At 71.1% G+C, this 26,694-nt stretch carries 25 protein-coding genes and 1 tRNA gene; 13 read left to right on the forward strand and 13 right to left on the reverse strand.

Annotation, left to right across the window (positions count from 1 at the left end; all coding sequences use genetic code 11):
* Nucleotides 1-108 precede the first annotated feature (108 nt).
* Nucleotides 109-456, reverse strand: a complete 348-nt coding sequence (locus tag HD594_RS16015; RefSeq protein ID WP_184751991.1) for an iron chaperone — start codon at nt 454-456, stop codon at nt 109-111.
* A gap of 25 nt (nt 457-481) precedes the next feature.
* On the opposite strand from HD594_RS16015, the gene HD594_RS16020 reads away from it, so the two are divergent.
* A complete protein-coding gene (locus HD594_RS16020) occupies nt 482-757 on the forward strand; it encodes an acylphosphatase (RefSeq protein WP_184751993.1) in 276 nt (91 codons plus the stop codon).
* Between the two features lie 65 nt (nt 758-822).
* Here the strand turns inward: HD594_RS16020 and rplA are convergent, their stop codons facing one another.
* The 6 genes from rplA to HD594_RS16050 all read right to left on the reverse strand — a co-directional run bounded on the left by rplA (nt 823) and on the right by HD594_RS16050 (nt 4,135).
* Complete coding sequence (rplA, locus tag HD594_RS16025; RefSeq protein WP_184751995.1) at nt 823-1,515, reverse strand: 50S ribosomal protein L1; 693 nt, start codon at nt 1,513-1,515, stop codon at nt 823-825.
* Between the two features lie 14 nt (nt 1,516-1,529).
* The gene (rplK, locus tag HD594_RS16030; protein WP_184751997.1) at nt 1,530-1,961 is read right to left on the reverse strand and encodes a 50S ribosomal protein L11; all 432 of its coding nucleotides are present in this window, start codon (nt 1,959-1,961) and stop codon (nt 1,530-1,532) included.
* Between the two features lie 105 nt (nt 1,962-2,066).
* Nucleotides 2,067-3,089 (reverse strand): transcription termination/antitermination protein NusG, encoded by a 1,023-nt coding sequence (gene nusG, locus HD594_RS16035; protein ID WP_184751999.1) that lies wholly within the window; start codon nt 3,087-3,089, stop codon nt 2,067-2,069.
* A gap of 64 nt (nt 3,090-3,153) precedes the next feature.
* A complete protein-coding gene (gene secE / locus HD594_RS16040; protein WP_184752970.1) occupies nt 3,154-3,423 on the reverse strand; it encodes a preprotein translocase subunit SecE in 270 nt (89 codons plus the stop codon).
* Nucleotides 3,424-3,468: 45 nt separating this feature from the next.
* A tRNA-Trp gene (locus tag HD594_RS16045) sits at nt 3,469-3,541 on the reverse strand.
* A gap of 156 nt (nt 3,542-3,697) precedes the next feature.
* A complete protein-coding gene (locus tag HD594_RS16050; protein ID WP_184752001.1) occupies nt 3,698-4,135 on the reverse strand; it encodes a pyridoxamine 5'-phosphate oxidase family protein in 438 nt (145 codons plus the stop codon).
* 67 nt (nt 4,136-4,202) lie between these two features.
* Between HD594_RS16050 and HD594_RS16055 the strand changes: the two genes are divergently transcribed.
* On the forward strand, nt 4,203-4,817 hold the full coding sequence (locus HD594_RS16055; RefSeq protein WP_184752003.1) for a hypothetical protein: 615 nt from the start codon (nt 4,203-4,205) through the stop codon (nt 4,815-4,817).
* Between the two features lie 24 nt (nt 4,818-4,841).
* Here the strand turns inward: HD594_RS16055 and HD594_RS16060 are convergent, their stop codons facing one another.
* Complete coding sequence (locus tag HD594_RS16060) at nt 4,842-6,203, reverse strand: NAD-dependent succinate-semialdehyde dehydrogenase (protein WP_184752005.1); 1,362 nt, start codon at nt 6,201-6,203, stop codon at nt 4,842-4,844.
* 42 nt (nt 6,204-6,245) lie between these two features.
* Nucleotides 6,246-7,604, reverse strand: a complete 1,359-nt coding sequence (gene gabT / locus HD594_RS16065; protein ID WP_184752007.1) for a 4-aminobutyrate--2-oxoglutarate transaminase — start codon at nt 7,602-7,604, stop codon at nt 6,246-6,248.
* Nucleotides 7,605-7,697: 93 nt separating this feature from the next.
* Between gabT and HD594_RS16070 the strand changes: the two genes are divergently transcribed.
* The 5 genes from HD594_RS16070 (at nt 7,698) to HD594_RS16090 (ending at nt 14,026) form a co-directional block, all read left to right on the forward strand.
* Nucleotides 7,698-9,221, forward strand: a complete 1,524-nt coding sequence (locus HD594_RS16070) for a PucR family transcriptional regulator (protein ID WP_184752009.1) — start codon at nt 7,698-7,700, stop codon at nt 9,219-9,221.
* Between the two features lie 88 nt (nt 9,222-9,309).
* The gene (locus tag HD594_RS16075; protein ID WP_184752011.1) at nt 9,310-10,698 is read left to right on the forward strand and encodes an NAD(P)/FAD-dependent oxidoreductase; all 1,389 of its coding nucleotides are present in this window, start codon (nt 9,310-9,312) and stop codon (nt 10,696-10,698) included.
* Nucleotides 10,699-10,748: 50 nt separating this feature from the next.
* Complete coding sequence (locus HD594_RS16080; protein ID WP_246414081.1) at nt 10,749-11,717, forward strand: alpha/beta hydrolase; 969 nt, start codon at nt 10,749-10,751, stop codon at nt 11,715-11,717.
* Nucleotides 11,718-11,762: 45 nt separating this feature from the next.
* Nucleotides 11,763-12,815: a helix-turn-helix domain-containing protein gene (locus tag HD594_RS16085; RefSeq protein ID WP_184752013.1), complete on the forward strand. Its 1,053-nt coding sequence runs from the start codon at nt 11,763-11,765 to the stop codon at nt 12,813-12,815.
* 116 nt (nt 12,816-12,931) lie between these two features.
* Nucleotides 12,932-14,026 carry an alpha/beta fold hydrolase gene (locus HD594_RS16090; RefSeq protein ID WP_184752015.1) on the forward strand — a complete coding sequence of 365 codons (1,095 nt, stop codon included), beginning with the start codon at nt 12,932-12,934 and terminating at the stop codon, nt 14,024-14,026.
* Between the two features lie 32 nt (nt 14,027-14,058).
* On the opposite strand, the gene HD594_RS16095 is transcribed toward HD594_RS16090, so the two are convergent.
* The gene (locus HD594_RS16095; protein ID WP_184752974.1) at nt 14,059-15,534 is read right to left on the reverse strand and encodes a helix-turn-helix transcriptional regulator; all 1,476 of its coding nucleotides are present in this window, start codon (nt 15,532-15,534) and stop codon (nt 14,059-14,061) included.
* A 252-nt stretch (nt 15,535-15,786) separates the two neighbouring features.
* Between HD594_RS16095 and aceB the strand changes: the two genes are divergently transcribed.
* The 3 genes from aceB (at nt 15,787) to HD594_RS16110 (ending at nt 20,227) form a co-directional block, all read left to right on the forward strand.
* A complete protein-coding gene (gene aceB, locus HD594_RS16100; protein WP_184752017.1) occupies nt 15,787-17,454 on the forward strand; it encodes a malate synthase A in 1,668 nt (555 codons plus the stop codon).
* A gap of 122 nt (nt 17,455-17,576) precedes the next feature.
* A complete protein-coding gene (locus HD594_RS16105; protein ID WP_184752019.1) occupies nt 17,577-18,752 on the forward strand; it encodes a glycosyltransferase in 1,176 nt (391 codons plus the stop codon).
* A 173-nt stretch (nt 18,753-18,925) separates the two neighbouring features.
* Complete coding sequence (locus HD594_RS16110; protein WP_184752021.1) at nt 18,926-20,227, forward strand: lipase family protein; 1,302 nt, start codon at nt 18,926-18,928, stop codon at nt 20,225-20,227.
* A gap of 68 nt (nt 20,228-20,295) precedes the next feature.
* Here HD594_RS16110 and HD594_RS16115 read toward each other — a convergent pair whose 3' ends face one another.
* Complete coding sequence (locus HD594_RS16115; RefSeq protein WP_184752023.1) at nt 20,296-22,020, reverse strand: acyl-CoA dehydrogenase family protein; 1,725 nt, start codon at nt 22,018-22,020, stop codon at nt 20,296-20,298.
* A 161-nt stretch (nt 22,021-22,181) separates the two neighbouring features.
* Between HD594_RS16115 and HD594_RS16120 the strand changes: the two genes are divergently transcribed.
* From HD594_RS16120 to HD594_RS17885, 3 genes are all read left to right on the forward strand, one after another.
* A complete protein-coding gene (locus tag HD594_RS16120) occupies nt 22,182-23,012 on the forward strand; it encodes an alpha/beta fold hydrolase (RefSeq protein WP_184752025.1) in 831 nt (276 codons plus the stop codon).
* Entirely contained in the window at nt 23,005-23,580 is a 576-nt protein-coding gene (locus HD594_RS16125; protein ID WP_184752027.1) for a TetR/AcrR family transcriptional regulator, read from the forward strand. Before HD594_RS16120 ends, HD594_RS16125 begins: the two co-directional genes overlap by 8 nt.
* A 71-nt stretch (nt 23,581-23,651) precedes the next feature.
* On the forward strand, nt 23,652-24,851 hold the full coding sequence (locus HD594_RS17885) for a glycosyltransferase (protein ID WP_184752029.1): 1,200 nt from the start codon (nt 23,652-23,654) through the stop codon (nt 24,849-24,851).
* A 9-nt stretch (nt 24,852-24,860) separates the two neighbouring features.
* On the opposite strand, the gene HD594_RS16135 is transcribed toward HD594_RS17885, so the two are convergent.
* Together HD594_RS16135 and HD594_RS16140 are read right to left on the reverse strand one after the other, a co-directional pair.
* On the reverse strand, nt 24,861-25,487 hold the full coding sequence (locus HD594_RS16135) for a response regulator (RefSeq protein WP_184752031.1): 627 nt from the start codon (nt 25,485-25,487) through the stop codon (nt 24,861-24,863).
* A complete protein-coding gene (locus tag HD594_RS16140; protein ID WP_184752033.1) occupies nt 25,484-26,689 on the reverse strand; it encodes a sensor histidine kinase in 1,206 nt (401 codons plus the stop codon). Before HD594_RS16140 ends, HD594_RS16135 begins: the two co-directional genes overlap by 4 nt.
* Between the last annotated feature and the right edge of the window lie 5 nt (nt 26,690-26,694).

A 26,694-nucleotide genomic window follows, 5' to 3' on the forward strand; every position in this document is an offset into this window, starting at 1 on the left:
GAAGTCGTGTCAGTCCCCAGCCGCCCGAGGGCGCGATCCACACGTTGCACCCCTGAGAGTTTCCTGTCAATAGGGGCGATGATCGGCGACGCTCAGGCGTCGGTGGCTTCAGATGCCCTCGATCTCGGCGATCCGCGCATCGAGGACGGCCCGGATGGCGTCGTCCGGCAGCGGATTCCCGGGCTGGAATCTGATGGTCCCCTTGTCGACGTCGAAGCCCTCGAGCGCGGATGCGGCTGCCGCGGGCACCATGCCGCTGAAGGGATATACCGCGATGTGCTTCTTCGTGCGCATGACCGCGATGAGCGCCTTGCCGCGGTGCAGCAGCGCCGGCATCCCGTAGCTCGTGCCCTGCTCGGTGTCGGGGACGTGGGCGCGGGCGACGTCGTAGACGTGTGCGATGACCGCACGGTCGGCGTCGTCGAGGCCCGCGAGGTAGTCGTCGATCGTGCCCATGACGGCATCCTGGCACGATGGAGCCATGAGGCGCGTGCGGGTGGTCGTGCAGGGCATGGTCCAGGGAGTCGGATACCGCTACACCATGCGGCTGATCGCCCGCGAGGCCGGCGTCACCGGCTGGGTGCGCAACCGGTACGACGGATCCGTCGAAGCCGAGGTCGAGGGCAGCGACGCCCAGGTCGACACGGTGCTGGCGTGGATGGCCGAGGGCCCTCCCGGCTCCCGTGTCACCCAGGCATCCGTCACCGACATCGAGCCGTCCGGCGGCGGCGTCTTCCAGGTGCTCGAGACCGCCTGAGCCCGGGAACGGCGGAAGCCCCCGCCCTCCGAAGAGGACAGGGGCATCCGGAAACGCAGAGCGTGTCAGGCGATGACGTTGACGTCCAGCGGGATGCCGGGGCCGAACGTGGTCGACACGGCGCCCTTCTGGATGTAACGGCCCTTCGAGCTCGAGGGCTTCAGACGCACGATCTCGTCGAGCGCGGCCTGGAGGTTCTCGTCGAGCTGCTCGGCCGAAAACGAGGCCTTGCCGACGACGAAGTGCACGTTGGCGTGCTTGTCGACGCGGAACTCGATCTTGCCGCCCTTGATCTCCTCCACGGCCTTGGCCGGGTTGGGGGTCACGGTGCCGGTCTTGGGGTTCGGCATGAGGCCTCGGGGACCGAGGACCTTGCCGAGACGGCCGACCTGGCCCATGAGCTCCGGCGTGGCGACAGCCGCGTCGAAGTCGGTCCAGCCGTCGGCGACCTTCGCGATGAGCTCGGGGCCACCGACCTCGTCGGCGCCCGCGGCGACAGCGGCCTCGGCCGCGGCGCCGGTCGCGAAGACGATGACGCGGGCGGTCTTGCCGGTGCCGTGCGGGAGGATGACGGTGCCGCGCACCATCTGGTCCGCCTTGCGGGGGTCGACCGAGAGCTTGAGGGCGACCTCGACGGTCGCGTCGAACTTCGCCGAGCCGGTCTCCTTCGCGAGGGCGACGGCCTCGGTCGGGGTGTAGAACTTGTCAGCCGCGATCTTGGCGGCGGCGGCCTGGTAGGCCTTGGACTTCGTAGCCATGTCTATTCTTCCCCTCAGTCCTCGACCGTGATGCCCATGGAACGGGCGGTGCCGGCGATGATCTTCGAGGCGGCCTCGATGTCGTTCGCGTTCAGGTCGGGCTGCTTGGCCTCGGCGATCTCACGCACCTGGTCCTTGGTGAGCTTGCCCACCTTGGTCGTGTGCGGAGTGGACGAGCCCTTCTGGACGCCTGCGGCCTTCTTGATGAGCTCGGCTGCCGGCGGGGTCTTCAGGATGAAGGTGAAGCTGCGGTCCTCGTAGACGGTGATCTCCACGGGGATGACGTTGCCGCGCTGCGACTCGGTCGCGGCGTTGTACGCCTTGCAGAACTCCATGATGTTGACGCCATGCTGACCGAGCGCGGGGCCGATCGGCGGCGCCGGGTTGGCGGCGCCGGCGTTGATCTGGAGCTTGATCAGGCCGGTCACCTTCTTCTTCGGTGCCATTGTGTTTTCCTTTCAACGAATCGGATGCACGGGGCATCCGGCTCTCCCGCGAACCCGGCATCTCCGGGCAGCGGTTCCCCCGGGACATTACCCGGGAAGTCTGTGTCAGAGCTTGGTGACCTGGTCGAACGACAGCTCGACCGGCGTCTCGCGCTCGAACAGGGAGACGAGCACCGTGAGCTTGCCGCTCTCGGGCTTGATCTCGCTGATCGAACCGGGGAGGCCTGCGAACGAGCCCTCCTTGATCGTGATGGTCTCGCCGATCTCGAAGTCGACCTCGGCGGGAACGGTGCGGGCCACGGTCGGCGCGCCCTTGGCGGCGGTGCCCTTGGCCGGCGCGACCTCCTTGACCTCGACGAGGCTCTTCAGCATGTTGAAGGCCTCCTCGAAGCGGAGGGGGGTCGGGTTGTGGGCGTTGCCGACGAAGCCGGTGACACCCGGGGTGTGGCGGACGACCGACCAGGTGTCCTCGTTCAGCTCCATGCGCACGAGCACGTAGCCGGGGATCCGGACGCGCGTGACCATCTTGCGCTGGCCGTTCTTGATCTCGACGACGTCCTCCATGGGGACCTCGACCTGGTAGATGTCCTCTTCGACCTCGAGCGTGGACTTGCGCTGCTCGATGTTGGCCTTCACCTTGCGCTCGAAGCCGGCGTAGGAGTGGATGACGTACCACTTGCCCTCGAGCGAGCGCAGCTCGGCGCGGAACGCCTCGTAGGGGTCCTCGTCGACGTCGGCCTCCTCGGCCTCGGCCTCGGCCTCGTCGTCCTCGCCGACCTCGGGGCCGTCGTAGGGCGCGACCTCTTCGGCGGCGTGCGCGGCGCGCTCGGCCTCCTCCTCCGCGACGGCGTCGTTGAGCACCTCGGCCGCGGCCTCGACCTCAGCGGTCTCGTCGATGTTGAGTGCGTCGTTCACGATCGCGTCTGCCTCCGGGTCGTCGACCTCGTCCGTGTCCTCGTCGTCGCTCTGGTCCTCGTCGCCGCCCTCGATGTGGATGGCGACGTGCTCGGCGGCCTCGACGGACCGCTCTTCGGCTTCGAGGACGTTGCCCTCCTGGGCCTCATCGTCCTCGGAGGACTGCTCCGCGGCCGTCGCCCAGTCGGCGTCGTCGACATACTTTTCAGACACTTGCGTTCTCTTCCATTTCTCGAGCCGGCGCGTCCAGGGACGCTCCCCGGCGAGATCAGGGGCGCTACGCCGCGGGAATCCCGAAGACGTACGCCGTGATCCAGACGAACAGCACGTCCAGGCCGTACACGATCGCCATCATCACGACGACGAAGCCCAGGACCACAGCGGTGAACTTGCCGAGCTCCTGCCGGGTGGGGGTGACCACCTTGCGGAGTTCTGCGAACACCTGACGGATGAACAGAGCGATCCGCGCGAAGACGTTGAGCTTCTTCTCGCGGGGGGCGCTGCCGCCGCTTGCGACGACGTCGCCCGTCGGCTCGTCCTGGACCATCGATGCCACCTGATTACCTTCCGTGTGCCAGCTTCCGCTGGCGCGCAGGGCGGACAGGAATCGAACCTGCAACCTGCGGTTTTGGAGACCGCTGCTCTGCCAATTGAGCTACCGCCCTAAGACCCGCGTCGCGGGTCCGGGTTCCCTGCAGTCTTCTGCCCTGATCTCTTCGAAAGGGATCGGCCCGACAGGCGGGCGCGGCGAAAGAATGCAGTTTTGAACTGCTCCGTCCAGTGTACGGCATGCCCTCGGCCGCCGCGAACCGGGGCCGGCCTCAGTACTGCTGGATGCCGTACCGGTCGGGCTCCTCGCCGCGCACGAACGCGCGCCCCGACAGGTTCGTCGGAACGACGCGGACGTAGTTGTACTTGACCGTCGGGATCCACGGCTTCAGCGGCAGCGTGTCGGCCCGCTCGACCTCGTCGCTGTGCTCGAGGCGATGCGCGTGGCCGCGCACGACGACGCTCCAGGCGTCCGCATCGGTGTGGTCGTCGACCTCGAACAGAACCTCGTCGTTGATCGAGATCTCGAACAGCTTGCTGCCCTCGGCGGTGCGGAACAGGATCGTCGACTCGTCGACGAGGTAGTTCACCGGGAAGATGTCCAGCACGTCGCCCACGTGCGTGACGAGGCGGCCCAGCGACTGCGTCTGCAGACGGGCCCAGCATTCCTCGTCGGTGAGCGGAACGACGGCCTCCGTTGTCTCGTTCATACCGACATCCTCCCTCTTTTCGCGGCGAACACGCCAGGACCTAGGACCCAGTCTTAACATGCGTGTCATGCAGATCTCGCAGAAGCTGCTCGACGACCTGTGGGACTTCTCGGATCCGGTCGGGTCCGAGGAGCGCCTGCGCGCCGCGGCGGAGGACGAATCGGATGCCGGATGCCGCGCGGAGCTGCTCACGCAAGTCGCACGGGCCCTGGGGCTTCAGGGGCGCTTCGAGGAGGCGGACACCGTCCTCGGGTCCCTCCATGCCCATACGCCCGCCGTCGACGTGCGGATCGCGCTGGAGCTCGGACGCGTGCGCAACTCGTCGGGGCGCGCGGATGCGGCGGTGTCGATGTTCGCGGCGGCCGCTCGAGCCGCCGCCGCCGAGACGCTGACGTTCCTGCAGGTCGACGCACTGCACATGCTCGCGATCGCGGACGCCGAGCGGGCGGAGGACTGGACGGCCGAGGCCCTGGGGATCCTCGACGGCGTCTCGGACCCGCGGACGCTCCGCTGGAGCGTCTCGCTGCACAACAACGCCGGGTGGTCGCTGCTGGACGCCGGTCGGACCGACGACGCGATCGCCGCGTTCGAGCGCGCGAAGGACGCCGCCGAGCGCTCGGGCCCGCCCGAGCAGCGGCAGTGGGCCGACGAGGCCCTCGCCGAGGCCCGCGCGGCGGTGTGAGCGGCGCGCGGACCTCGGACGGGATTACGGCGCGACGCGGATGAGCTTCTTGTTGACGAACTCGTCCGCGGCCAGCAGACCCATCTCGCGCGAGGTGCCGGAGCGCTTCACGCCGCCGAAGGGCAGCTCGGGGCTGTCGGCCAGGACGCAGTTGATGTAGACCATGCCCGCGTCGATCTTGTCGGCGACGCGTTCGGCCTGCTCGGGGTCGGTCGTGTAGACGTACGAGCCGAGGCCGTAGCTGGTGTCGTTGGCGAGGTGGACCGCCTCGTCTTCGTTCTGCACCTTGTAGACGACGCCGGCGGGACCGAACAGCTCCTCGCGGTAGACGTCCATGTCGCTCGAGACGCCGGTGAGGACGGTCGGCTCGTAGAAGGCGCCGTCGCGCTTTCCGCCGGCGACCAGCGTCGCGCCCTGCGCGACGGCCTTGTCGACCTGCGCCTCGAGGCGCTTGGCGGCCAGCGTCGACGACAGCGGCCCGAGCAGCGTGTCCTCGGCGAACGGGTCGCCCATGGTCTGCGCGCGCATCGCCTGGGTGAACTTCTCCACGAACGCGTCGTAGAGGTCGTCGATCACGATGAAGCGCTTGGGGGCGTTGCACGACTGGCCGTTGTTGTCCATGCGCGCCTCGACGGCGTTGGCGACGACCGTGTCGAGGTCGTCGGTGGACAGCACGATGAACGGGTCCGAGCCGCCCAGCTCGAGCGCGACCTTCTTGAGGTTCGCGCCCGCGAGCGCCGCGACGGCGGAGCCGGCGCGCTCCGAGCCGGTCACCGAGACGCCCTGCACGCGCGGGTCGGCGACGACGGTCGCGGCCTGGTCGTTGGTCGCGTAGATGTTGATGTAGACGTCGCCCAGGCCCGCCTCGCGGTACATGTCCTCGAGGGCCGCGGCCGACTCGGGGCACTGCGGGGCGTGCTTGAGCAGGATCGTGTTGCCGACGACGATGTTCGGCGCCGCGAAGCGCGCGACCTGGTAGTACGGGAAGTTCCACGGCATGATGCCCAGCAGCACCCCCAGCGGCGAGCGACGGACGACCGCGGTGCCCTCGCCGAGGATGTCCAGCGGCTGGTCGCCGGTGATCTTCTCGGCGTTGTCGGCGTAGAACTCGGTGATGTCGGCGGCGAAGTCCACCTCACCCTCGGCGTGCGACAGCGGCTTGCCCATCTCGCGCACGATGATGGCGGCGAGCTCGTCCTTGCGCTCGCGGTGCAGCTCGGCGACGCGGCGGATCTTCGCCGCCCGCTCGGCCACCGGCACGTCGCGCCACGTGCGGTACGCGGCGTCGGAGCGCGCGATCGCCTCCTGCAGCGCGTCGTCGGTGATCGTCGGGTAGGTGGCCAGAGTCTCGCCCGTGGCGGGGTTGACGACGGCGTAGTCACTCATGTGCGTATCTCTCCGGTATCGGGTGGGTGGGTCTAGTCTGCGTCAGGATGCGGCGAGCGCCGCCATCAGCACGTCGAGCGCGTCGTCGAGCAGTTCGTCACTGATCGACAGCGGCGGCAGGAAGCGGATCACGTTGCCGTACGTGCCGCACGTGAGGACGATCACGCCCTGCGCGATGCACGCCTTCGCGACGGCGGCGGTCAGCGCGGCATCCGGCTTCCCCGTGGTGGGGTCGACGAGTTCGGCGGCGATCATCGCGCCGCGTCCGCGAACGTCGCCGATGCGGGGGTCGGATGCCTGGATCCCCTCGAGCCGGGCGGTGAGGCGCGCGCCGATGTGCTGCGCGCGCTCGATGAGACCGTCGTGCTCGAACGCGTCGATCGCGGCGAGCGCCGCGGCGCACGCGATCGGGTTGCCGCCGTAGGTGCCCCCGAGACCCCCGACGTGCGGCGCGTCCATGATCTCGGCGCGGCCGGTGACGGCGGCGAGGGGAAGGCCGCCGGCGATGCCCTTCGCGGTGGTGATGAGGTCGGGTTCGATGCCGAACAGCTCGCTGGCGAACATCGCTCCGGTGCGGGCGAAGCCGGTCTGCACCTCGTCGGCGATGAAGACGACGCCGTTCGCACGGCACCACTCCACGAGCGCCGGGAGGAACCCGTCGGCGGGGACGATGAACCCGCCCTCTCCCTGGATGGGCTCGATGATCATGGCGGCGAGGTTGTCGGCGCCGATCTGCTTCTCGATCACCGAGATCGCGCGCTCGGCGGCCTCGGGGCCGGTCAGTCCGTCCCGGTACGGGTACGACAGCGGCGCCCGGTGGACCTCGGGGGCGAACGGGCCGAAGCCGCTCTTGTACGGCATGGACTTGGCCGTCAGCGCCATCGTGAGGTTGGTGCGGCCGTGGTAGCCGTGGTCGAAGGCGACGACCGCCTGCCGGCCGGTGTACTTGCGGGCGATCTTGACGGCGTTCTCGACCGCCTCGGCGCCCGAGTTGAACAGCGCGGTCTTCTTGGCGAAGTCACCCGGTGTGATGCGGTTGAGCGCCTCGGCGACGGCGACGTAGGACTCGTAGGGCGAGACCATGAAGCACGTGTGGGTGAACTGCGCCACCTGCGCCTGGACTGCGGCGACCACCTTGGGGTCGGCATTGCCGACGCCGGTGACGGCGATCCCCGAGCCCATGTCGATGAGCGAGTTGCCGTCGGCGTCGACGACGACGCCGCCGCCGGCGGCGACCGCGGCGATCGGGGCCGTGTGGCCGACGCCCGCGGGGACGGCTGCGGACTTGCGCGCGAGCAGCTCCTGGGACTTCGGGCCCGGAATGGCCGTGACCAGGCGCCGCTCCTGCGGCAGGGAGGGCCCGCCCACGGGCACGGTGGCAGAGGTCTCGACCGTCGTCATGCGGCGAGCGTACGAGCCGCGCGCGGCGACGGCATCCGCCGTCCTGTACAGTCGCGTTACCGTCTTGTACACGTCGTACACTCCGGAGGGACCATGGCCGTCGACGCGGACGCGCCGACGCTGCGCGCGCTGCTGGCTCGCGCCGACCTGCATCTGCGCGTCGAGGTCGACGCCGGCACGGTGGCGCTCGACCGCCCCGTCCGCTGGGTGCACAGCTCGGATCTCGAGGATCCGACGCCGTTCCTGTCCGAGGGACTCGTGCTGCTGACCACCGGCACGCAGTTCGCCGAGACCGGAGACGACCCCGAGCCCTACCGGGCGTATGTCCGCCGGCTCGCCGCGTGCGACATCGCCGGGCTCGGCTTCGGCACCGAGGTCGTGCGCAACGGCATCCCGCCGGCGCTCGTCACGGCGTGCGCGGCCGAGGGGCTCGTGCTCTTCGAGGTCCCCTACCGCACGCCGTTCATCGCCGTCGCCCGCGCCAACGCCGAGGCGATCGCCGCCGAGGCGTTCGCGCGCCGCAACTGGGCGCTGGCCGCGCAGCGCGCCATCTCGCTCGCCGCACTGCGGCCCGACGGACTGGGCGCGACCCTGTCGGAGCTGTCGCGCCAGCTCGACGCGTGGGTCGGCCTCTTCGACGCCGCCGGCGAGCTGAGCCGCCAGCATCCGATCGCGGGGCTGGACGCCGACACCGCCGACACGGTCCACCACGAGGTGCGCACCGTGCTGCGACGGGGCGTCCGGGCGGGGTCCGCGATCCGGATCGGCGAGCGCCCCTTCACGCTGCAGACGCTCGGGCGCGGCGGACGGCTCCGCGGGGTCATCGCGATCGCGAGCGGGGAACTCGATCGCGAAGGGCGCGGCGTCGTCACGGCGGTCATCGCCATGGCCGGTCTCGCGCTCGAACAGCAGCAGGGGCTCTCACGCGCCTGGGGCGCGCTGCGCGCGGGCCTCGTGCAGTCGCTCCTGGCTGGCGACGCCGCCCTCGCCGCCCGCATCGCGCGCGACGTCTGGGGTCCGCTCCCGCCCGAGCCGGTGTCGGTGGCCCTCACCGAGGCGCGGGCCGCCCACCACGACGGGCTGGCGGAGCTCCTCGAGCTGCGCGCCGACGAGGCCCACGGCGCCCTGTTCTTCGGTCGCGCCGACGACGGCCTCGCCATCGCGGTGCCCTCGTCGGGCCGCGCAGTGTTCGACGAGGTCGCCGATCGCTTCGGCATCCGCCTCGGGGTCAGCGATCCCGCCGCCTACGAGGAGTTCGCGGCGGCGGTCGACCAGGCCCGCATCGCGCGCGACCGCGGCACGGAGGCCGTCACGGCGTTCGCCGACGTGGCCGCCACGGGCGTGCTGTCGGCGCTCCCCGACGCCGCCCGGGCGCTCGCGCAGGCCGAGCTGAGGCCGCTCACCGACCACGATCGCGACACCGGCTCCCGCCTCGTCGAGACCCTCTCGGCGTGGCTCGACCACGACTGCTCGCACGAGGCGACCGCGCGGGCGCTCGGCGTGCACCGCCACACCGTGCGCACGCGCCTGTCGCTCATCGAGCGGCTGCTCGGCCGCGACCTGTCGTCTTTCGCGGCGCGCGCCGAGCTGTGGGCGGCGCTGCGCGCCCGCGGCTGATGCGACTGTCCGGCGCGGCGGCGGAATCGGGACGGATCGCCTCCCGCCCGGCGTCGGCCCCGGGGCCTCGGCGCGGGAGGATGGGCGGATGCAGACCCCGGCAGTTCCCAACGGTGACGTCTCGTGGTGGTGGCGCGATCTCGGCGGCATCCCGAGCCCGCGCCCGGCGCTCTCCGGCGACATCGACGCCGATGTCGCGATCGTCGGCGCCGGGTACACCGGACTGTGGACGGCGTACTACCTGAAGACCCTCCAGCCCGATCTTCGGATCACGGTGCTCGAGCAGCGGTTCGCGGGGTTCGGGGCATCCGGGCGCAACGGCGGATGGCTGACCAACGAGATCACCGGCGGACGCGAGCGGTACGCGGCGGCGCGCGGCGTCGATGCTGCGAACGCGCACCAGCGGGCGCTCAACGAGACCGTCGACGAAGTCATCGCCGTCGCCGCGCGCGAGGGCATCGACGCCGACATCGTCAAGGGCGGCGAGTTCGAGATCGCCCGAGCCCCCGCTCAGCTCGCACGCCTGCGGGCGGCCGCCGCGGACACCGCGGCGTGGGCGCACACCGACATCGACGTCCTGGACGGCGCCCAGGTCGCGTCGCGCATCGCCGTCGACGGCGTGCTCGGCGGGATCTGGCACCCGCACTGCGCACGCGTCCACCCGGCCAAGCTCGTGCGCGGGCTCGCCGGGGTGGTCGAGGGCCTGGGCGTGACCATCTGCGAGAACACGCGCGTCCTCGAGATCTCACCGGGCACGGCGGTGACCTCGCACGGCACCGTCACCGCCGCGCACGTCATCCGCGCGACCGAGGGCTTCACCGCCGACCTCCGCGGCGAGCACCGCACGTGGCTGCCGATGAACTCGTCGATGATCGTGACCGAGCCGCTGCCGGCATCGTTCTGGGACTCGGTCGGCTGGGAGGGCCGCGAGACACTCGGCGACTTCGCGCACGTGTACATGTACGCGCAGCGCACCGCCGACGACCGCATCGCGTTCGGCGGCCGCGGCGTGCCGTACCGCTACGGGTCGCGCGTGGACACCGACGGGTCGACGCAGCAGCGCACCATCGCGTCGCTCACCCGGCTGCTGCGCGACTTCTTCCCGGATGCCGCTGACACGCCGATCGCGCACGCGTGGGCCGGCGTCCTCGGCGTTCCCCGCGACTGGGCCGCCACGGTCGGCCACGACCCGGCGACGGGTCTCGGCTGGGCCGGCGGCTACGTCGGCACCGGCGTGACGGCGACGAACCTCGCCGGCCGCACGCTCGCCGACCTCGTGCTCGGGCGCGACACCGACCTGGTGCACCTGCCCTGGGTGGGGCAGAAGGCGAAGAAGTGGGAGGTCGAGCCGCTGCGATGGATCGCGGTGAACGCGATCTACACCGCGTACGGCCTCGCCGACCGCGTCGAGTTGTCGCGTTCGTCCGCGCGCACCGCGTGGCCGGCATCCGTCGCCGACTGGGTCGCCGGCCGCTGACGGGGGCTCACCGCGGCCCGCACCCACGGCCGAGGCGGCACAATGAGTCCATGCACGGGGAGTCCATGCACGGGCGCGTCGAGATCGATCCGGAGCTGCGCGCGGCCCTCGCTGTCGTCGGCGGAGTCTTCCCGCCTACGATCACGCCCGACCTGATCGGGTTCATGCGCGCCTCGTACGCGTCTCCTCCCCGCGACGAGCTGCTCGGCGATCGCCGCGTCGAGGTGGAGGACCTCACTTTCCCGGGTTTCGAGGGCCATGTGCTCGCAGCCTCGATCGTCCGGCCGACCGTCGGACCGCATGGTCCGGCGGTCCTGCTGTTCCACTCCGGCGGCATGATGTTCGGCGACCGGTTCAGCGGCGCCGACACCGCGCTGGGATGGGTCGAGCGGCTCGGTGTCACCGTCGTCACCGTCGAGTACCGGCTCGCTCCCGAGCACCCGCATCCCGTCCCGTTCGAGGACTGCTACGCGGCGCTCGAGTGGGTGGCGCACGCAGCGCGGGAGCTGGGGCTGGACTCCCGACGGCTGGTCGTCGCCGGCGCCAGCGCCGGTGGCGGGCTCGCGGCGGCGGTCGCCCTCGCGGCTCGCGATCGCGGCGGACCGCCGCTGCGCGGGCAGCTGCTGGACTACCCCATGCTCGACGATCGGGGCGGCACCGCCTCCACCCGCGCGTTCGACGGTGTCGGCGTATGGGATCGCGTGAGCAACGAGACCGGCTGGGCGGCGCTGCTGGGCGACGCGGTGCGCGGGCCCGACGTCCCGACCTATGCGGCGCCGGCGCGCGCGACCGACCTGCGGGGACTCCCGCCCGCCTTCATCGACGTCGGCACCGCCGAGATCTTCCGGGACGAGGCGGTCGAGTACGCACGAGCCCTGTGGGCGGCGGGCGTGGATGCCGAACTGCACGTGTGGCCGGGAGCGTTCCACGCGTGCGACATCTTCGCGCCGCACACCCGCATCGCGCGGAGCATGATCGTCGCCCGGGAGGACTGGCTGCGCCGGACACTGGCAGACTGAGCACGCACGGATGCACAATGACGTCGCGAGCGAAGGAGGTCGACGATGCAGGAGCTCCTGGGCCGCCTGCGGCAGCTCGACCCCACCGCGAGCGCGAGCCTTCGCGTGATCGCCTGCTTCGACGAGCTCATGGCGGGCGGGGTCGGCACCGACGGGCTGCTCAGCGCGGCAGCCGCGCTGTCGGGGGCGGTCGTGGGCGTGCGACGGGCCGAGGACGCGCCCGAGATCCGGATCGACACCCGCGGGGAGCGGCTCGCGCCCGCCCCGCCGACCGGGATCGTCCGCGAGTCCGAGGGGATGACCGTCTGGATCGAGGCGGCGACCTCGGAGCCCGGGCCTAATGAGGCGATCATCATCGAGCGGCTCGCACTCGCGCTCCACGTGCGCTACGACCATCTCGATGCGCCCATGAAGCGCGACGTGGCGGTGATCGTCGGCCACGACGCAGCCGCCGAGGAGCGCGTCGCCGCCGCTCGCCGGCGCGGCCTCGCCGACGGCGTCTCGTACCGCGTCGTCGTCGCCCCGCTGTTCGCGCTCTGGCGCGCCCACCCCCGAGGCCCCGAGGACGTCGTCGCGTCGGCGGTCGGGCCCGTCCACGTCGCGATCGTCGCCGCCGACGCCGCACCGGCGGCGGAGCCCCTCGGCATCGGGATCGCGGCCGACCTGAACGATCTCGAGCTGTCTTTCCGGACCGCCCTGGTGGCGCTGCGCCTCGCCGAACCCGGCGGGGTCTCCCGCGCCGACGATCTGGGCGGCCTCGCGGAGGTCCTCGCCGACACGCCCGCCAATGCGCGCCCGGACCGCGACGAGGCCGCCGTGGCCCGCCTCGTCGACGGGCACACGTGGGCGTCAGCGACGCTCGACGCCCTCGTGCGGGCGGGATCGGTGCGCGAAGCGGCGCGGCTGGCGGGCATCCACCACTCCACGATGACCACTCGCGTGTCCGTCATCGCCGACGAACTGGGCTTCGCGCCCCTGGACGGGCTGGGACGGGCGCGTCTGGCCATCGCGGTCATGCGCCAGCGGATGCGCGCGTCTCGCGCCCTGGAGCTTCCGCCGCCCGTCGCTGTGGACGCGGGGCGCCGCCTGCCGGCGTGACCCGACGTTCGTCGGGTCACGGATCCGAATTCGCGTCGCACTGACGGTACCGCGGCGCCACCGTGTCGCCGGATGCTGAGGGCATCCCGTTCCCCGACCACGAAGAGGTGGCCAGAATGATCGACAATCCGTACTACTCGCCCGATGTGCACGAGGACTTCGAGCTGATCTCGATCGGTCGCCTCGAACTCGAGGACGGCGGCGTCATCGACGACTGCCGTCTGGCGGTGCGCACGTGGGGCACGCTCGACGAGGCGAAGGACAACGCCATCCTCATCCCGACCTGGTATTCGGGCACGCACCAGATCTGGGCCGACGCCTACGTCGGACCGGGCCACGCCCTCGACCCCGAGAAGTACTTCATCGTCGCGGTGAACCAGATCGGCAACGGCCTCAGCACGTCGCCGCACAACGTGGACGACCCCGACATCGCGATGTCGAAGTTCCCCCACGTGCGGATCGGCGATGACGTGGTCGCCCAGGAGCGCCTGCTGCGCGAGCACTTCGGCATCGAGCGGCTGGCGCTCGTCGTCGGCGGATCGATGGGCGCGCAGCAGACGTACGAGTGGGCGGTCCGCTTCCCCGACAAGGTGCTCCGCGCCGCGCCGATCGCGGGCACGGCCCGCAACACACCGCACGACTTCCTGTTCACCGAGACGCTGATCGCGCAGATCCACAGCGATCCCGGATTCGCCGGCGGCGAGTACGCAACGCACGCCCAGGTCGAAGACGGGCTCAGGCGGCACGCCCACCTGTGGGGCACGATGGGCTTCTCGACGGAGTTCTGGAAGCAGGAGAAGTGGTCCGCGCTCGGCTTCGCGTCGCGCGAGCAGTTCCTCACGGACTTCCTCGAGCCGTACTTCACCGCGATGGATCCGAACGCACTGCTCACCATGGCCTGGAAGTGGCAGCGCGGCGATGTGTCGCGCCACACCGACGGCGACCTCGAGGCCGCGCTCGGGCGCATCACGGCGAAGACCTTCGTCATGCCCATCGACGAGGACATGTTCTTCCCCGTGCGCGACTGCGCCGATGAGCAGCGGCTCATCCCCGGCAGCGAACTGCGCGTGGTCGAGGACGTCCACGGGCACCTGGGCCTGTTCGCCGTCGATCCGGGGTTCATGCCCCAGATCGACATGCATCTGGCGGACCTGCTCGCCGAGCCGGTCGAGACGCCGGTCCCCGCCGAGGCGGCGGCGCTCTCGCGCTGACGTCCGCGACCCGCAGGCCTGGCCCGGACGGGTCAGGCCTGCGGCGCGTGGGACTCCAGGAACTCGTACACGTCGGTGGTGTCGACGCCGGGGAACGCGCCCGTCGGCAGCGTCGCCAGCAGCGTCCGCGGCGTGCGCACGTTCGGCCAGGACTGCTCGCGCCACGAGGCCTCGAGGTCCGAGGGGGCGCGCCGGCAGCACACCTCGACCGAGTGGCGGGAGACGCCCCGGTTGGGGGTCTCGCGCCCGATGAACCACTTCGTGTCGTCGAACCGGACGCCCACGCTCACGGAGTGGAAGCCCTCGCTCGATGGCTCGACGCGCGCGGTGCACCAGTAGGTGCCGTTGCCGGTGTCGGTGTACTGGAAGTACGGGTTGAACCGGTCGGGGATGTCGAACACGACGCGGCTCGTCCACTTGCGGCAGCACATCTGACCCTCGATCGAGCCGAAGCGGTCGGTCGGGAAGTTCACGTCGTCGTTCTCGTAGGCCTTCGTGATCGTGCCCGACTCGTGCACCTTGAGGAAGTGCACGGGGAGGTCCAGGTGCACCGTGGCGAGGTTCGTGAAGCGGTGCGCGGCGGTCTCGTACGACACCGAGTACGCGTCGCGCAGGTCCTCGATCGACAGGGCACGGCGCGCCTTCGCCTCGGTCAGCATGGGCACGACGTCGTCCTCGGGCATCAGGATCGCACCCGTGAGGTAGTTGATCTCGACGCGCTGCCGCAGGAAGTCCGCGTAGCTCGCCGGCTCGGCGTGGCCGAGGATGCGGCTCGCGAGCGCCTGCAGCACGGCGGTGCGCGCATCCCGCTTGCTCGTCAGGCTGCTCGACAGGTAGAGACGACCGTTCTTGAGGTCGAGGACGCTCCGCGTCGTGAGCGGGACGTCGGGCACGTAGTGGATCGTGAACCCCAGGTGAGCGGCGATATCGGATGCCGTGCGCTGCGTCAGCGGACCGCCGGTGTGGTTCACCGCTGCGAGCAGATCGCGCGCGTGCGACTCGAGGTCGGCGAAGTAGTTGTTCTCCTTCGTCATGAGCTTGCGAAGGGTCAGGTTCGCGCGCCGCGCGACCTCGGGGGTGGCGGCGCGCTCGTCGTGGAGGCGGTCGATCTCGCCGTGGAGGGCGAGCAGCGCCTTCAGCGCGTCCGTCGGCACCGACTTCGCGATGCGGAAGGGCTCGATCCCGAGCGACTGGAACGTCTGGCCCTTCATCGCCCGCTCGAGCTGGATCTCGAGGGTCGCCCGCTCGTCGAGCGGCTCGGACTCCAGCAGCGCATCGAGCGACGTCGCGAGCGCCCGCGCGATCGCCTGCAGCAGCGTGATCTTCGCCTCGCGGCGGCCGTTCTCGATCATCGACAGCTGGCTGGGGGCCCGGCCGACGGCCGTCGCGAGCTCCTCGAGGGTCATGCCCCTGTCGGTGCGCAGCTGACGGATGCGGCGGCCGATCGTGAGGGAATCCACGTCCTCATCGTCGGGGGCATCTGCGAGGTGTTCCTGGGGCAACGACATCGTCATGGCGGGAGTCTGTCACGAAAACGGAAGATCACACAAACTTCACACCCGGTTTTGGCAGGTGCACCCCGCGAACTTCACGCAGAGTGGTCTCACGACCTCACCGGTCCCGCTGAAACCGCCCGCACCTCGGGCATGTCCCACTCCTCGTCGCCTGACTCACCTCGCAGCGACGAAAAGGGGGACACGGGATCGAGACCCAACACGGAATTCGGATGCTCCGGCATCCCAGCACAGGAAGAGCGGGCAATGACTCCCACCGCCACGGGCATCGCGCCCACCACCAACACCATCCAGACTCCGCCGCCGACGCCGCAGCCCAAGATCGAGGTCTTCGCGAAGCTCGGCCCCCGCTACGACGAGATCCTCACGCCCGAGGCGCTGTCGTTCCTCGCCGCGCTGCACCACCGCTTCGCAGGACGCCGCCACGACCGCCTCTCGGACCGCATGCACCGCCGCTTCGAGATCGGCAAGGGGCACGACCCGACCTTCCGCGCCGACACCGCCCACATCCGCGACGACGCGGACTGGCGCGTCGCCGGCGCCGGCCCCGGCCTCGAGGACCGCCGCGTCGAGATCACGGGTCCGACCGACCCGAAGATGACGATCAACGCCCTGAACTCGGGGGCCCGCGTGTGGCTGGCCGACCAGGAGGACGCCACGAGCCCCACCTGGAAGAACGTCATCGAGGGTCAGCTGTCGCTGTACGACGCCATCCGCGGTCAGCTGCAGTTCACCAGCCCCGAGGGCAAAGAGTACCGCGTCACCGCCGAGCGCACGCCCACGATCGTGATGCGCCCGCGCGGCTGGCACCTGGTGGAGCAGCACATGCAGTTCACCGACCGGTCCGGCCGCTCGATGGCCGCATCCGGCTCGCTCGTGGACTTCGGCCTGTACTTCTTCCACAACGCCGCGCAGCTCATCGAGAACGGCGTCGGCCCGTACTTCTACATCGCCAAGCTCGAGTCGAGCGAGGAGGCGAAGCTGTGGGACGACATCTTCACCTTCAGCGAGAAGTACATCGGCATCCCGCACGGCACGATCCGCGCCACGGTGCTGATCGAGACGCTGCCGGCCGCGTTCGAGATGGAGGAGATCCTCTTCGAGATGCGCGACCACATCGCGGGCCTGAACGCCGGTCGCTGGGACTACATCTTCTCGATCATCAAGAACTACCGCGGCCGCGGCGCCCGCTTCGTGCTGCCCGACCGCAGCGAGGTCACCATGACGGTGCCGTTCATGCGGGCGTACACCGAGCTGCTGGTGAAGACGTGCCACAAGCGCGGAGCGTTCGCCATCGGCGGCATGAGCGCGTTCATCCCGAACCGCCGCGACCCCGAGGTGACCGCCATGGCCATCGAGAAGGTGTCGGCCGACAAGAAGCGCGAGGCCGGCGACGGCTTCGACGGCACGTGGGTGGCCCACCCCGACCTGATCCCGACGGCGAAGGCGGAGTTCGACGCCGTGCTCGGCGACAAGCCGAACCAGGTGGACCGCCAGCGGGACGACGTGCACGTGAAGGCCGCGGACCTGATCGACGTCCACATCGGACGCCCGATCACGGCCAAGGGCGTGCACGACAACGTGTCGGTGGGCATCCGCTACATCGAGGCGTGGCTGCGGGGCCTGGGCGCCGTCGCCATCGACAACCTCATGGAGGATGCCGCGACCGCCGAGATCTCGCGCTCGCAGATCTGGCAGTGGATCCACCAGGACCGCACGATCGAGGACGGCACGCCCATCACCCGCGAGTACGTCGAGGGCCTGATCACTCGGACCCTGGAAGAGGTCACGCGATTCGAGGGCGACCGGTTCGACGACGCCGCCGAGATCTTCCGCGAAGTCGCGCTGGGTGAGGACTTCCCGGCCTTCCTCACGCTGCCGGCGTACTCGAAGTACCTCGTCGACGGCCAGTAGCAGGCGCCCCCGCCCCTCTCCCCCCGGAACGGATGCCCGGACCTCGTCGGTCCGGGCATCCGTTTCGTCCGAACATGCCCGGGACCGTTGACCGGACGGCCACGTCCGAGAAGAATCGCCGCATGCGCGTGCTCTTCGCGACGACGGCGAATCTCGGTCACGTCCGGCCGATGATCCCGCTCGCGCGGGCATGCGCGCAGGCCGGCGTCGAGGTGCGCGTGGCATGTCCGGCGTCGTTCGCCGACCGGGTCACGGCGGCCGGCTACGACGCGTTCGGCTTCGACGAGCCGTCCGCCGACGAGATCGCCGGAGCCCTGGCGGGCCTCGGCCCGAACCCCAGCCGCCAGGAGTCGAACCTCGTCATGATCCGCGATGTGTTCGGGCGCCTGCGCGGCCGTGCAGCGCTCCCGCGGATGCAGCAGGTCGTGGACGAGTGGCGGCCCGACCTCATCGTGCGCGAACCCGCCGAAGTCGCCTCCCTCGTCGTCGCGGAGTCGCGCGGCATCCCCCACGTCCAGTCGGCGATCGGCATCCTCGAGACGCTGCGCCTGCTGATGGGCATGATCGGCCACTCGTTCGCCGACTTCGAAGGTTCGGCCGGGCTCGAACCGGGGAGTCTGCTGGCGGCGGCCTCGGAGGCGCCGCTGTACACGATCGTCCCCCCGGGCTTCGACGACGACGTGCCCGGCCCCGGCGAGCCGCGGGCGATCCACCGCTTCCGCTACAACCCCGCGCCGGAAGGTCCCGAGACCGACCTGCCGAGGTGGGGCGACGCGGATGCGCCGCTGGTCTACGTCACGTTCGGCACCGTGACCGCCACATCACCCGCGGCGGGCGCGTACCGTGACGTGATCGACGCGCTGTCGCGCGTGTACGCGCGCGTGCTCGTGGCGATCGGACCCGACGGCGACCCCGACAGCGTGCGCCCGTGGCCGCGCAACGCCCACGTGGAGCGCGTGCCGCCGCCCGAGGTCATGCGCAGCGCACAGGCCGTCGTCACCCATGGCGGCTTCGGCACGACGATGACGGCGCTCGCGAGCGGCGCCCCTCAGGTCGTGATCCCGCAGTTCGCCAACGACCAGTGGATCAACGCGATGCGCGTCCAGGCGACCGGCGTGGGCAAGGCGCTCATCGCCGAGCCGCCGCCCTGGGAGCTGCTGGCGCGCACGGTCACCGAGGTCGTCGAGGACCGCTCGTCGGCCGATACCGCCGCCGAGTTGCAGCAGGAGCAGTGCACGCTGCCGCCGCCCGAGGCCATGGTCATGCGCATGCGCGACGACGCCCTCGCGCTCCGGTGACGCGGCTCCGCCGAAGCGCTGGAATCCCGTATCACGTTCGGTGATATCGAGTTTCTCGACAAGTGGAGCCGGACAACACTGTCCGCTGTTGTGGATATCCGAGAACCCGCCGGTCGGAAGGGAGATCCTCGCTAGCTTGCGTCGTGTTCCGCACGAAGCCCAAAGGAGGACTTATGCGACGCACGACGACGTGTGCACTGCTCGGAGCATTGGTGATCGGCCTGCTCACCGCCCCTGCCGCGAACGCGGAGGGTTCGTTCTACGACCCACCTGAATCCCTGCCCGCCGGCAACGGCGAACTCGTGCGCAGCGAGCCCATGGAACTGCGCGTGAACGTCGACATCGACGACGTCGTCTCGGGCCTGCCCGGCACCGCGACGCGCATCATGTACAAGACCACCGATGCGACGGGTTCGCCCGCGGCGGTCACCGGCGTCTACATCGAACCCACTGTGGCGTGGAGCGGCGGCGGCCCCCGGCCGCTGGTCTCGTACGCGGCGGGAACCCAGGGGCAGGGCGACTCGTGCGCCCCCTCGTACTCGCTGGAGTCGGCGGTCGTGATCGACGAGGACGACCTCGCCGTCTCGGCCGGCTACGAGGCCCTCGGCGTCTACGGATTCCTGCGCCAGGGCGTCGCGGTCGTCATGACCGACTACGTGGGGCTGGGCGCCACCGACCGGCTGCACACGTACGTCAACCGCGTCGACGAGGGCCACGCGGTGCTCGACGCCGTGCGTGCGGCGCTCTCGCTCGAGGGCACGTCGATCACGGCGGCGTCGCCCGTGGGCTTCTACGGCTACTCGCAGGGCGGCGGCGCCGCAGCCTCGGCCGCCGAGCTCGCGGCGAGCTACGCGCCGGAGCTCGACGTCGTCGGCACCTACGCGGGAGCCCCGCCGGCGGACCTCGCCGCCGTCATGGTCTCGGCCGACAAGACCGCGCTGACGGGCGTGATCGGGTGGGCGCTGAACGGACTGCTGCAGTACGACCCGGCGCTGGACGCCGCGCTCGACAGCGAGCTCAGCGCGTCGGGGCGTGCCACCCTCGCCGACCTGTCGACCCGCTGCATCGGCGACCTGATCCTGCTCAGCGGCACGGCCTTCGACGCGACGCGATCCTGGACGACATCGGGCTCGTCGCTGGCGCAGGTGACGGCCCGCGTGCCGGCGGCCAAGGCGGCCGTCGACGCGCAGCGCATCGGCACCATGAAGCCGAACGCGCCCGTCATGGTGCTGACCGGGACCAAGGACGACATCGTCGCCCACGGCCAGGCCAAGCAGCTGGCGAAGGACTGGTGCTCCCTCGGCGCCAACGTCCGCTACGTCCCGATTCCGCAGGCCGTCTCGTCGCAGGGCACGGCAGTGAATCACCTCGGGCCGATGCTGACGCAGCGACGCGCCGCGACGAACTGGCTCATCGACCGGCTCGAGGGCGACTCTGCCCGGTCGAACTGCTGGGCGGTCGGCATCCTGCCGTAGGCCGCCACCACGAGGAAGCGGATGCCGCGGGCTCGAGGGCCCGCGGCATCCGCCTGTGTCTCCGGGTCTCAGCCGATCTCGCCGGCGACGACCGTCTCGGCGAGACCGTGGACGCGCGGCAGGTGGTGCGCGCCGTAGAAGTCTGCCTCGGTGAGGCGCTGCGCGTCGGCGGGCGCGGGCGCGTCGTGGCCGAGCACGGCGACGACGGCGAGCGCGTGCATCCAGCCGCCCGCGAGCGTGCCGAGCAGCATGAGGTAGGGGACGCTCACCGAGTACGCGTCGCGCGGCGACGAGGCGAACCCGAGCATCGCGTCGGTCGCACGGCGCGCGGCCCCGACCGCGCGCTCGAGACGATCGGCGGTGCGCGCGGCGACGGGCGAATCGGCGGCGGTCAGTTCGGCGACCGTCGCCTCGATCTGCGCGAAGAGGGCGGATGCCGTCTCGCCGCCGTTGCGGATGAGCTTGCGTCCGATGAGGTCGTTGGACTGGATCGCCGTGGTGCCCTCGTAGATCGGCATGATGCGCGCGTCGCGGTAGTGCTGCGCGACGCCGGTCTCCTCGATGAAGCCCATGCCGCCATGGACCTGGATCGCATCCGAGGTGATCCGCAGCGACTCCTCGGTGGTCCAGCCCTTGAAGATCGGCACGAAGAACTCGGCCATCGCGAGCGTCCCGTCGCTCTCGGCGCGGTCGAACAGGTCGCCCAGAAGCACGCCCATCGCGCGCATCGCGAAGATCTCGCTCGACATCGACAGCAGCAGACGGCGGACGTCGGGGTGCTCGGCGATCGTGGTGCCGGCGGGCCGGTCCATGACCGGTCCCTGCAGGCGCGTCTGCGCGTAGGCGATGGCGCGCTGGTAGGCGCGGTCCGAGACGCCGGTGGCCTGCAGCCCCATGCCGGCGCGGGCGGAGTTCATCATGACGAACATGCCCGCCAGGCCCCCGCCGAGCTCTCCCGCGAGGTAGCCGGTGGCGCCCTCGTAGGCGAGGACGCACGTCGGGCTGCCGTGGATGCCGATCTTGTGCTCGAGCGAGACCGTCTGGACGCCGTTGCGCTCGCCCAGGCTGCCGTCCTCGTTCACCAGGAACTTGGGAACGACGAACAGCGAGATGCCCTTGGCGCCCTCGGGAGCGCCGGGCGTGCGCGCGAGGACGAGATGCACGATGTTGTCGGCCACGTCGTGGTCGCCCCACGTGATGAAGATCTTCTGGCCGCTGATCGACCACGTGCCGTCGTCGTTCGGCGTCGCCATCGTCCGGATCGCGCCGAGGTCGGTCCCGGCCTGCGGCTCGGTGAGGTTCATCGTGCCGGTCCAGCGCCCCTCGACCATCGGCGCGAGGTAGGTCTCGCGCAGATCGGGAGAGGCGACGGCGTCGAGGGCGTGGATCGCGCCGGCGGTCAGCATCCAGTTCAGCGCGAAGGCCATGTTCGAGCCGTTCCAGATTTCACCGAGGCCGTTCTGGATGAGCGTGGGCAGACCGTCGCCGCCGGCGGACTCGGGGGCCTCGGCGGTGATCCACCCCGCCTCGACGAGCGCCTGGTAGGCGTCGGCGAAGCCCTCGGGCAGACGAGCCTGGCCGTCGACGAGCGTCGCGCCGACGCGGTCGCCGGGCTCGTCGAGGGGGGCCAGGACCTCCGAGGCGAACTCGCCCGCGGCCGTCAGGACGTCGATGGCGTCCTCGGCGGTCATCGCGCCGTCGGTCGCACGGGCGACCAGGTCGGCCCCGAACGCCTCGCCGTACAGGAAGGCGTAGTCGTCGACGGGTGCGGTGTAGGTGGCGGCGTCGGCCATGGCTGAAGTCCCTTCATCGGGTACAGGATCCCCTGAAACCGGGTTCCATCATACGCGGTACTGCGTGTCACTCCCAGCCGACCGCGGATCCACCCTTGCGCATTCCCTCATTGGCTAATAGCATTAGCCGCATCGCTAATGGACTGAGTCAAGGAGAAGTCATGAACGCGCCGTCCTTCCACGACCTCCCCGTGCACCACCTCGAGCGCCCCGGCGGGCGCATCGCCTACCGGGTCACCGGCGAGGGTCCGCTCGTCGTCTGCATCCCCGGGATGGGCGAACTCGCGTCGTCGTTCCGCTTCACCGTCCCCGCCCTCGCCGCCGCCGGCTTCCGCGTCGCAGCGATGGATCTGCGCGGGCACGGCGACAGCGACACGACCTTCGACGCCTACGACGATGCCGCGGCCGGCTCCGACGCTCTCGCGCTGGCGCGCCACCTCGGCGGGCGCGCCGTTCTCGCAGGCAACTCCCTGGGCGCCGGAGCGGCCGTGTGGGCGGCCGCCGAGGACCCGTCCGCCGTCGCGGGGCTCGTGCTGATCGGGCCGTTCGTGCGCAACCCGCCGACGAACCCGGTGATGGGCATGATCTTCCGCATCATGATGGCGCGGCCGTGGGCGCGTCAGGCGTGGCTGGCCTATCTGCCGTCGCTGTATCCGGGCGACAGGCCCGCCGACTTCGAGGAGCACCGCTCCCGCATCCGCGCCGCGATGACGCGCCCCGGCTACACGCGGGCGTTCGCGGCGACCACGCACACCGACCACGCGGTCGCCGAAGAGCGCCTCGACCGCGTCACCGCCCCGACGGCCGTCGTGATGGGGTCGCGGGACCCCGACTTCGCCGACCCCGCGGCCGAAGCCGACTGGATCGCGCAGCGGCTGGACGCCCGCATCACGATGATCGACGGCGCGGGTCACTACCCGCAGGCGCAGCGCCCCGACGAGGTCAACGACGTTCTGATCGCGTTCTGCCGTCAGGTCACCGCGGATGCCTAGGGCCGGCCTCTCCCCCGCCGTGGTCGCGGGAACGGCCGCGGACCTCGCCGATGAGCACGGGTGGGACGCCCTCACCCTCGCCGCCGTCGCCGTCAGGCTGGGGGTGAAGGTGCCGAGTCTGTACAAGCACGTCGCCTCGCTCGAGGCGCTGCGTCACGCCGTCGCGGTCGAGGGCGCGGAGGGCCTGGCCGACGCCCTCACCACGGCGACCGTCGGCGTCTCCGGTGCGGACGCGCTCGCCCGGCTGTGCGCGGCGTATCGCGCATACGCGCTGGAGCATCCGGGCCGGTACGCGGCGGCGCAGCGACCGGGCCGCGACAACCCCGGCGCCGACCGCACGCTCACCGTGGTGTACGCGGTGCTGTCGGGCTACGGCATCGCGGGAGAGGATGCCGTCGACGCGGCGCGGGCCGTGCGCGCCGCTCTGCACGGGTTCACAGCGCTCGAGACGACGGGCGGGTTCGGTCTTCCGCGCGATGTCGACCGCAGCTTCGACGCGCTCGCAGCCGGGCTCGCGCTCATGCTGGAGCACTGGTCGCGCCGGCCCGGAGACGACACCGCCGGGTGAGGATGGAAGCGACCGAGGACTGACTCAGCAGAACCATTGCCACACGCGGCAACGCGCGGGATACTCGGCGGGTGCGCGTGCTCATCTCGGCCACCGGAACCGCGGGGCACTTCCTCCCCTGCGTGCCGGTGGCGCGCGCCTGCCGCGACGCCGGCCACGACGTCCGCATCGCCGTCCCGGCATCCTTCGCGGACCAGGCGCGGCAGTCGGGTCTGGACGTGTTCGCGTTCGACGATCCGTCTTCCGCCGAGGTGGCTGCGGTGTTCGGCCCGATCGGTGAGCGCATGAAGCGGCATCCGGACTCGGCATTCGACCCGCGGCTGCGCGCCGAGACCGATCGCACCGTCGTCCGCGAGATGTTCGGCCGCGTCGACGCCCGCGCGGCGCTTCCGAAGCTGCGCGACCTGGTGCGGCAGTGGCGGCCGGACGTGATCGTGCGCGACCCCGCAGAGGTCGCATCGCTCGTCGTCGCCGAGGAGTCGGGGATCCGAAGCCTGCGATGCGCCATCGGGACGATCAGCATGCTCCAGATGTTCACCGACGCGCTCGGGGGCCCGTTCGCCGAGTGGGAGCGCGAGGCGGGCCTGGAACCGCGATCGCTCACGCGATCCGCACGCGAGTCGCCGATCATCACGACGGTGCCGCCCACATTCGACGCCGCCGACATGGACGTCGCCGCACCGCGGAGCATCGTGAGGTTCCGCAGCGCGCTCCCGGACCCCTCTGCCGCGTCGCTGCCGGAATGGGGCGACCCGGACGCGCCGCTGGTGTACGTGACGTTCGGGTCGGTGGCGGCGACGATGCCGTTCGGCCCGCTGTTCCGCTCGGTGCTCGCGGCTCTCGCGGACATGCCGATCCGGGTCCTGCTGACCACGGGCCACGCCGGCTCGCCGGAGGAGCTGCGCCCCTGGCCGCCCAACGCCCACGTCGAGACCTGGTGGCCGCAGGACGAGGCCATGACCGAGGCGGTCGCGGTGATCGGCCACGGCGGATTCGGCACGACGATGGCGGCGCTCGCCGCGGGCGTTCCGCAGGTCGTGCTTCCCCTGTTCACGGGCGACCAGGCCATCAACGCCTCGCGCGTCGACGCGTGCCGCGCCGGCGTGCGGGTCGACCTGGGGCATGATCCGGCGGGACAGCTCCGGACGGCCCTGACCCGCGTGCTGGACGACACCGCCTACCGTGCCGGCGCGCAGCGGCTTCGCGATGAAATCGCGGAGCTTCCGCCGGTCAGCTCGGTCGTCCACGCGATCGTCGCGCCGGCGTCGTGATCCACACGATCAGTCGAGCAGACCCTTCTCCATCGCCAGGGTGACCGCGCGCGTGCGGTCGGCGACGCCGAGCTTCTCGAACGTGCGCAGCAGGTGGGTCTTGACCGTCGATTCGCCGATGCCGAGGTCGGCGGCGACCTGCTTGTTGCTGCGACCGCGCGCCACGAGCCGCAGCACGTCGACCTCGCGCGCGCTGAGCACCTGCGTCGGCGCCGTCGCCGGCTGCCGCATCCGCTCGACGAGGCGGACCGCCACCTGCGGTGACAGCGCCGTCTGGCCTTCGGCGACGGAGCGGATGCCGGCGAGGATCTCGTCCTGCGGCGCGGCCTTGAGCAGGTAGCCGCTGGCCCCCGCCTCGATCGCGGCGAGGATCTGGTCGTCCGACTCGTACGTCGTGAGGATGAGCACCTTCGCGGTCCCCTCGGCGGCGATGCGCGACGTCGCCTCGACGCCGTCGACACCCGGCATCCGCAGGTCCATCAGGACGACATCGGGCGAGGTCGCCGCGGCGACGCGCACCGCCTGCTCGCCGTCGGCAGCCTCCCCCACGACCTCGAACCCCGGCTCGTCCGACAGCAGGCCGACCAGCCCCGCACGGACCACGGGGTGGTCGTCCGCGATCACCAAGCGGATCATGCCGTCTCCTCCGCATCGACATGCGCGGGGAGGCGCACGGTCACCGTCGTCCCGCGTCCGACGCCCGAGTCGAGCTCGAGCTCACCGCCGGCGATCGCGACCCGGTCGCTCATCCCGTCGAGGCCGAACCCGTTCCGACGCGCCGCCGCGTCGAAGCCCGTGCCGTCGTCGGCGACCTCGAGGGTCGCGCCGCCGTCGGCCGCGGTCGACACCGTCACCTGCACACGCGTGGCCGCGGCGTGCTTGCGCACATTCGAGAGCGCCTCCTGCAGGCAGCGGAGCACGATGAGCTGCGTCTCGCGCGGGATGCCGCCGGCGGGATCGAGCCGCAGGTCGAGGTCGATCGTCAGTCCGACCTCGGCGCGGAACCGGTCGACCAGCCGGTCCACGGCGTCGGCGAGGGCGGTGTCCGAGGGGACGGCCGCCGTACGCGAGACGATCGCGCGCGCCTCGGCGAGCGCGTCCCGCGACAGACGCTCGACCGTCGTGATGGTGTCGGAGGCCGCATCCGTCCTCCCCTCGCGCAGCTGCTTCCCGGCGCGCTCGGTGAGGATCGTCAGGCCCGCGAGCGTCTGCGCGAGGGTGTCGTGGATGTCGCGCGCCAGGCGCTCGCGTTCCATCGAGGCGCCGCGGTCGCGGCTGAGCACCTCGATCTCGGCCTGTGCGGCGGTCAGCTCGCCGACCAGGCGCGCGCGCTCCTCGCCGTATTCCACGATGCGCGTGATCCACAGGCCGAAGGCCACCGCGAAGGCGAGACCGAAGCCGGCCGTGGCGGCCGCCGACGTGAGCGCGGGGACGACCGCGTCGGCGTCGTCGAGGACGCCGGAGAAGACGGCGAAGCCGGCGAACACTCCCAGCGCGACGACGATCGAGCCGATGACGGCGTCGCGGCGGCGTTCGGCCAGCAGCCACGCCATCGGGTAGGCGATCGCCTGCATGACGGCGAAGAACGGCTCGCCGGAGCAGCCGATCGCCAGGGCCGCGGCCGAGAGCGCCACGAACACCGGCAGGCTCCACGTGCGCGGCGCCCCCAGCGCAGGCCGGGCGACGAGCACGTAGGCCAGCAGCAGGACGACGAGTGCGCCCGCCGCCAGCAGCCTGTCGCCCGCCGTCGAGGCGCCACCGAGTCCGACGATCAGCGCGACGACGACCATGAGGGACGCGGCGATGACCGCCGCGTCCCACCATCGTCGATTGAGCATGCTCT

The organism is Microbacterium thalassium, assembly GCF_014208045.1.
Taxonomy (GTDB): domain Bacteria; phylum Actinomycetota; class Actinomycetes; order Actinomycetales; family Microbacteriaceae; genus Microbacterium; species Microbacterium thalassium.

Bases quoted from the DNA above. Each gene is read 5' to 3' on its own strand.
- aceB (WP_184752017.1), top strand. From the start codon at position 15,787: ATGACTCCCACCGCCACGGGCATCGCGCCCACCACCAACACCATCCAG.
- HD594_RS16055 (WP_184752003.1), top strand. From the start codon at position 4,203: ATGCAGATCTCGCAGAAGCTGCTCGACGACCTGTGGGACTTCTCGGAT.
- HD594_RS16125 (WP_184752027.1), top strand. From the start codon at position 23,005: ATGCCTAGGGCCGGCCTCTCCCCCGCCGTGGTCGCGGGAACGGCCGCG.
- HD594_RS16120 (WP_184752025.1), top strand. From the start codon at position 22,182: ATGAACGCGCCGTCCTTCCACGACCTCCCCGTGCACCACCTCGAGCGC.
- HD594_RS16080 (WP_246414081.1), top strand. From the start codon at position 10,749: ATGCACGGGGAGTCCATGCACGGGCGCGTCGAGATCGATCCGGAGCTG.
- HD594_RS16090 (WP_184752015.1), top strand. From the start codon at position 12,932: ATGATCGACAATCCGTACTACTCGCCCGATGTGCACGAGGACTTCGAG.
- HD594_RS16085 (WP_184752013.1), top strand. From the start codon at position 11,763: ATGCAGGAGCTCCTGGGCCGCCTGCGGCAGCTCGACCCCACCGCGAGC.
- secE (WP_184752970.1), bottom strand. From the start codon at position 3,423: ATGGTCCAGGACGAGCCGACGGGCGACGTCGTCGCAAGCGGCGGCAGC.
- rplA (WP_184751995.1), bottom strand. From the start codon at position 1,515: ATGGCTACGAAGTCCAAGGCCTACCAGGCCGCCGCCGCCAAGATCGCG.
- HD594_RS16095 (WP_184752974.1), bottom strand. From the start codon at position 15,534: ATGTCGTTGCCCCAGGAACACCTCGCAGATGCCCCCGACGATGAGGAC.
- HD594_RS16070 (WP_184752009.1), top strand. From the start codon at position 7,698: ATGGCCGTCGACGCGGACGCGCCGACGCTGCGCGCGCTGCTGGCTCGC.
- gabT (WP_184752007.1), bottom strand. From the start codon at position 7,604: ATGACGACGGTCGAGACCTCTGCCACCGTGCCCGTGGGCGGGCCCTCC.
- HD594_RS16075 (WP_184752011.1), top strand. From the start codon at position 9,310: ATGCAGACCCCGGCAGTTCCCAACGGTGACGTCTCGTGGTGGTGGCGC.
- HD594_RS16015 (WP_184751991.1), bottom strand. From the start codon at position 456: ATGGGCACGATCGACGACTACCTCGCGGGCCTCGACGACGCCGACCGT.
- HD594_RS16060 (WP_184752005.1), bottom strand. From the start codon at position 6,203: ATGAGTGACTACGCCGTCGTCAACCCCGCCACGGGCGAGACTCTGGCC.
- HD594_RS16050 (WP_184752001.1), bottom strand. From the start codon at position 4,135: ATGAACGAGACAACGGAGGCCGTCGTTCCGCTCACCGACGAGGAATGC.
- HD594_RS16115 (WP_184752023.1), bottom strand. From the start codon at position 22,020: ATGGCCGACGCCGCCACCTACACCGCACCCGTCGACGACTACGCCTTC.
- HD594_RS16105 (WP_184752019.1), top strand. From the start codon at position 17,577: ATGCGCGTGCTCTTCGCGACGACGGCGAATCTCGGTCACGTCCGGCCG.
- HD594_RS16135 (WP_184752031.1), bottom strand. From the start codon at position 25,487: ATGATCCGCTTGGTGATCGCGGACGACCACCCCGTGGTCCGTGCGGGG.
- HD594_RS16020 (WP_184751993.1), top strand. From the start codon at position 482: ATGAGGCGCGTGCGGGTGGTCGTGCAGGGCATGGTCCAGGGAGTCGGA.
- rplK (WP_184751997.1), bottom strand. From the start codon at position 1,961: ATGGCACCGAAGAAGAAGGTGACCGGCCTGATCAAGCTCCAGATCAAC.
- HD594_RS16110 (WP_184752021.1), top strand. From the start codon at position 18,926: ATGCGACGCACGACGACGTGTGCACTGCTCGGAGCATTGGTGATCGGC.
- HD594_RS16140 (WP_184752033.1), bottom strand. From the start codon at position 26,689: ATGCTCAATCGACGATGGTGGGACGCGGCGGTCATCGCCGCGTCCCTC.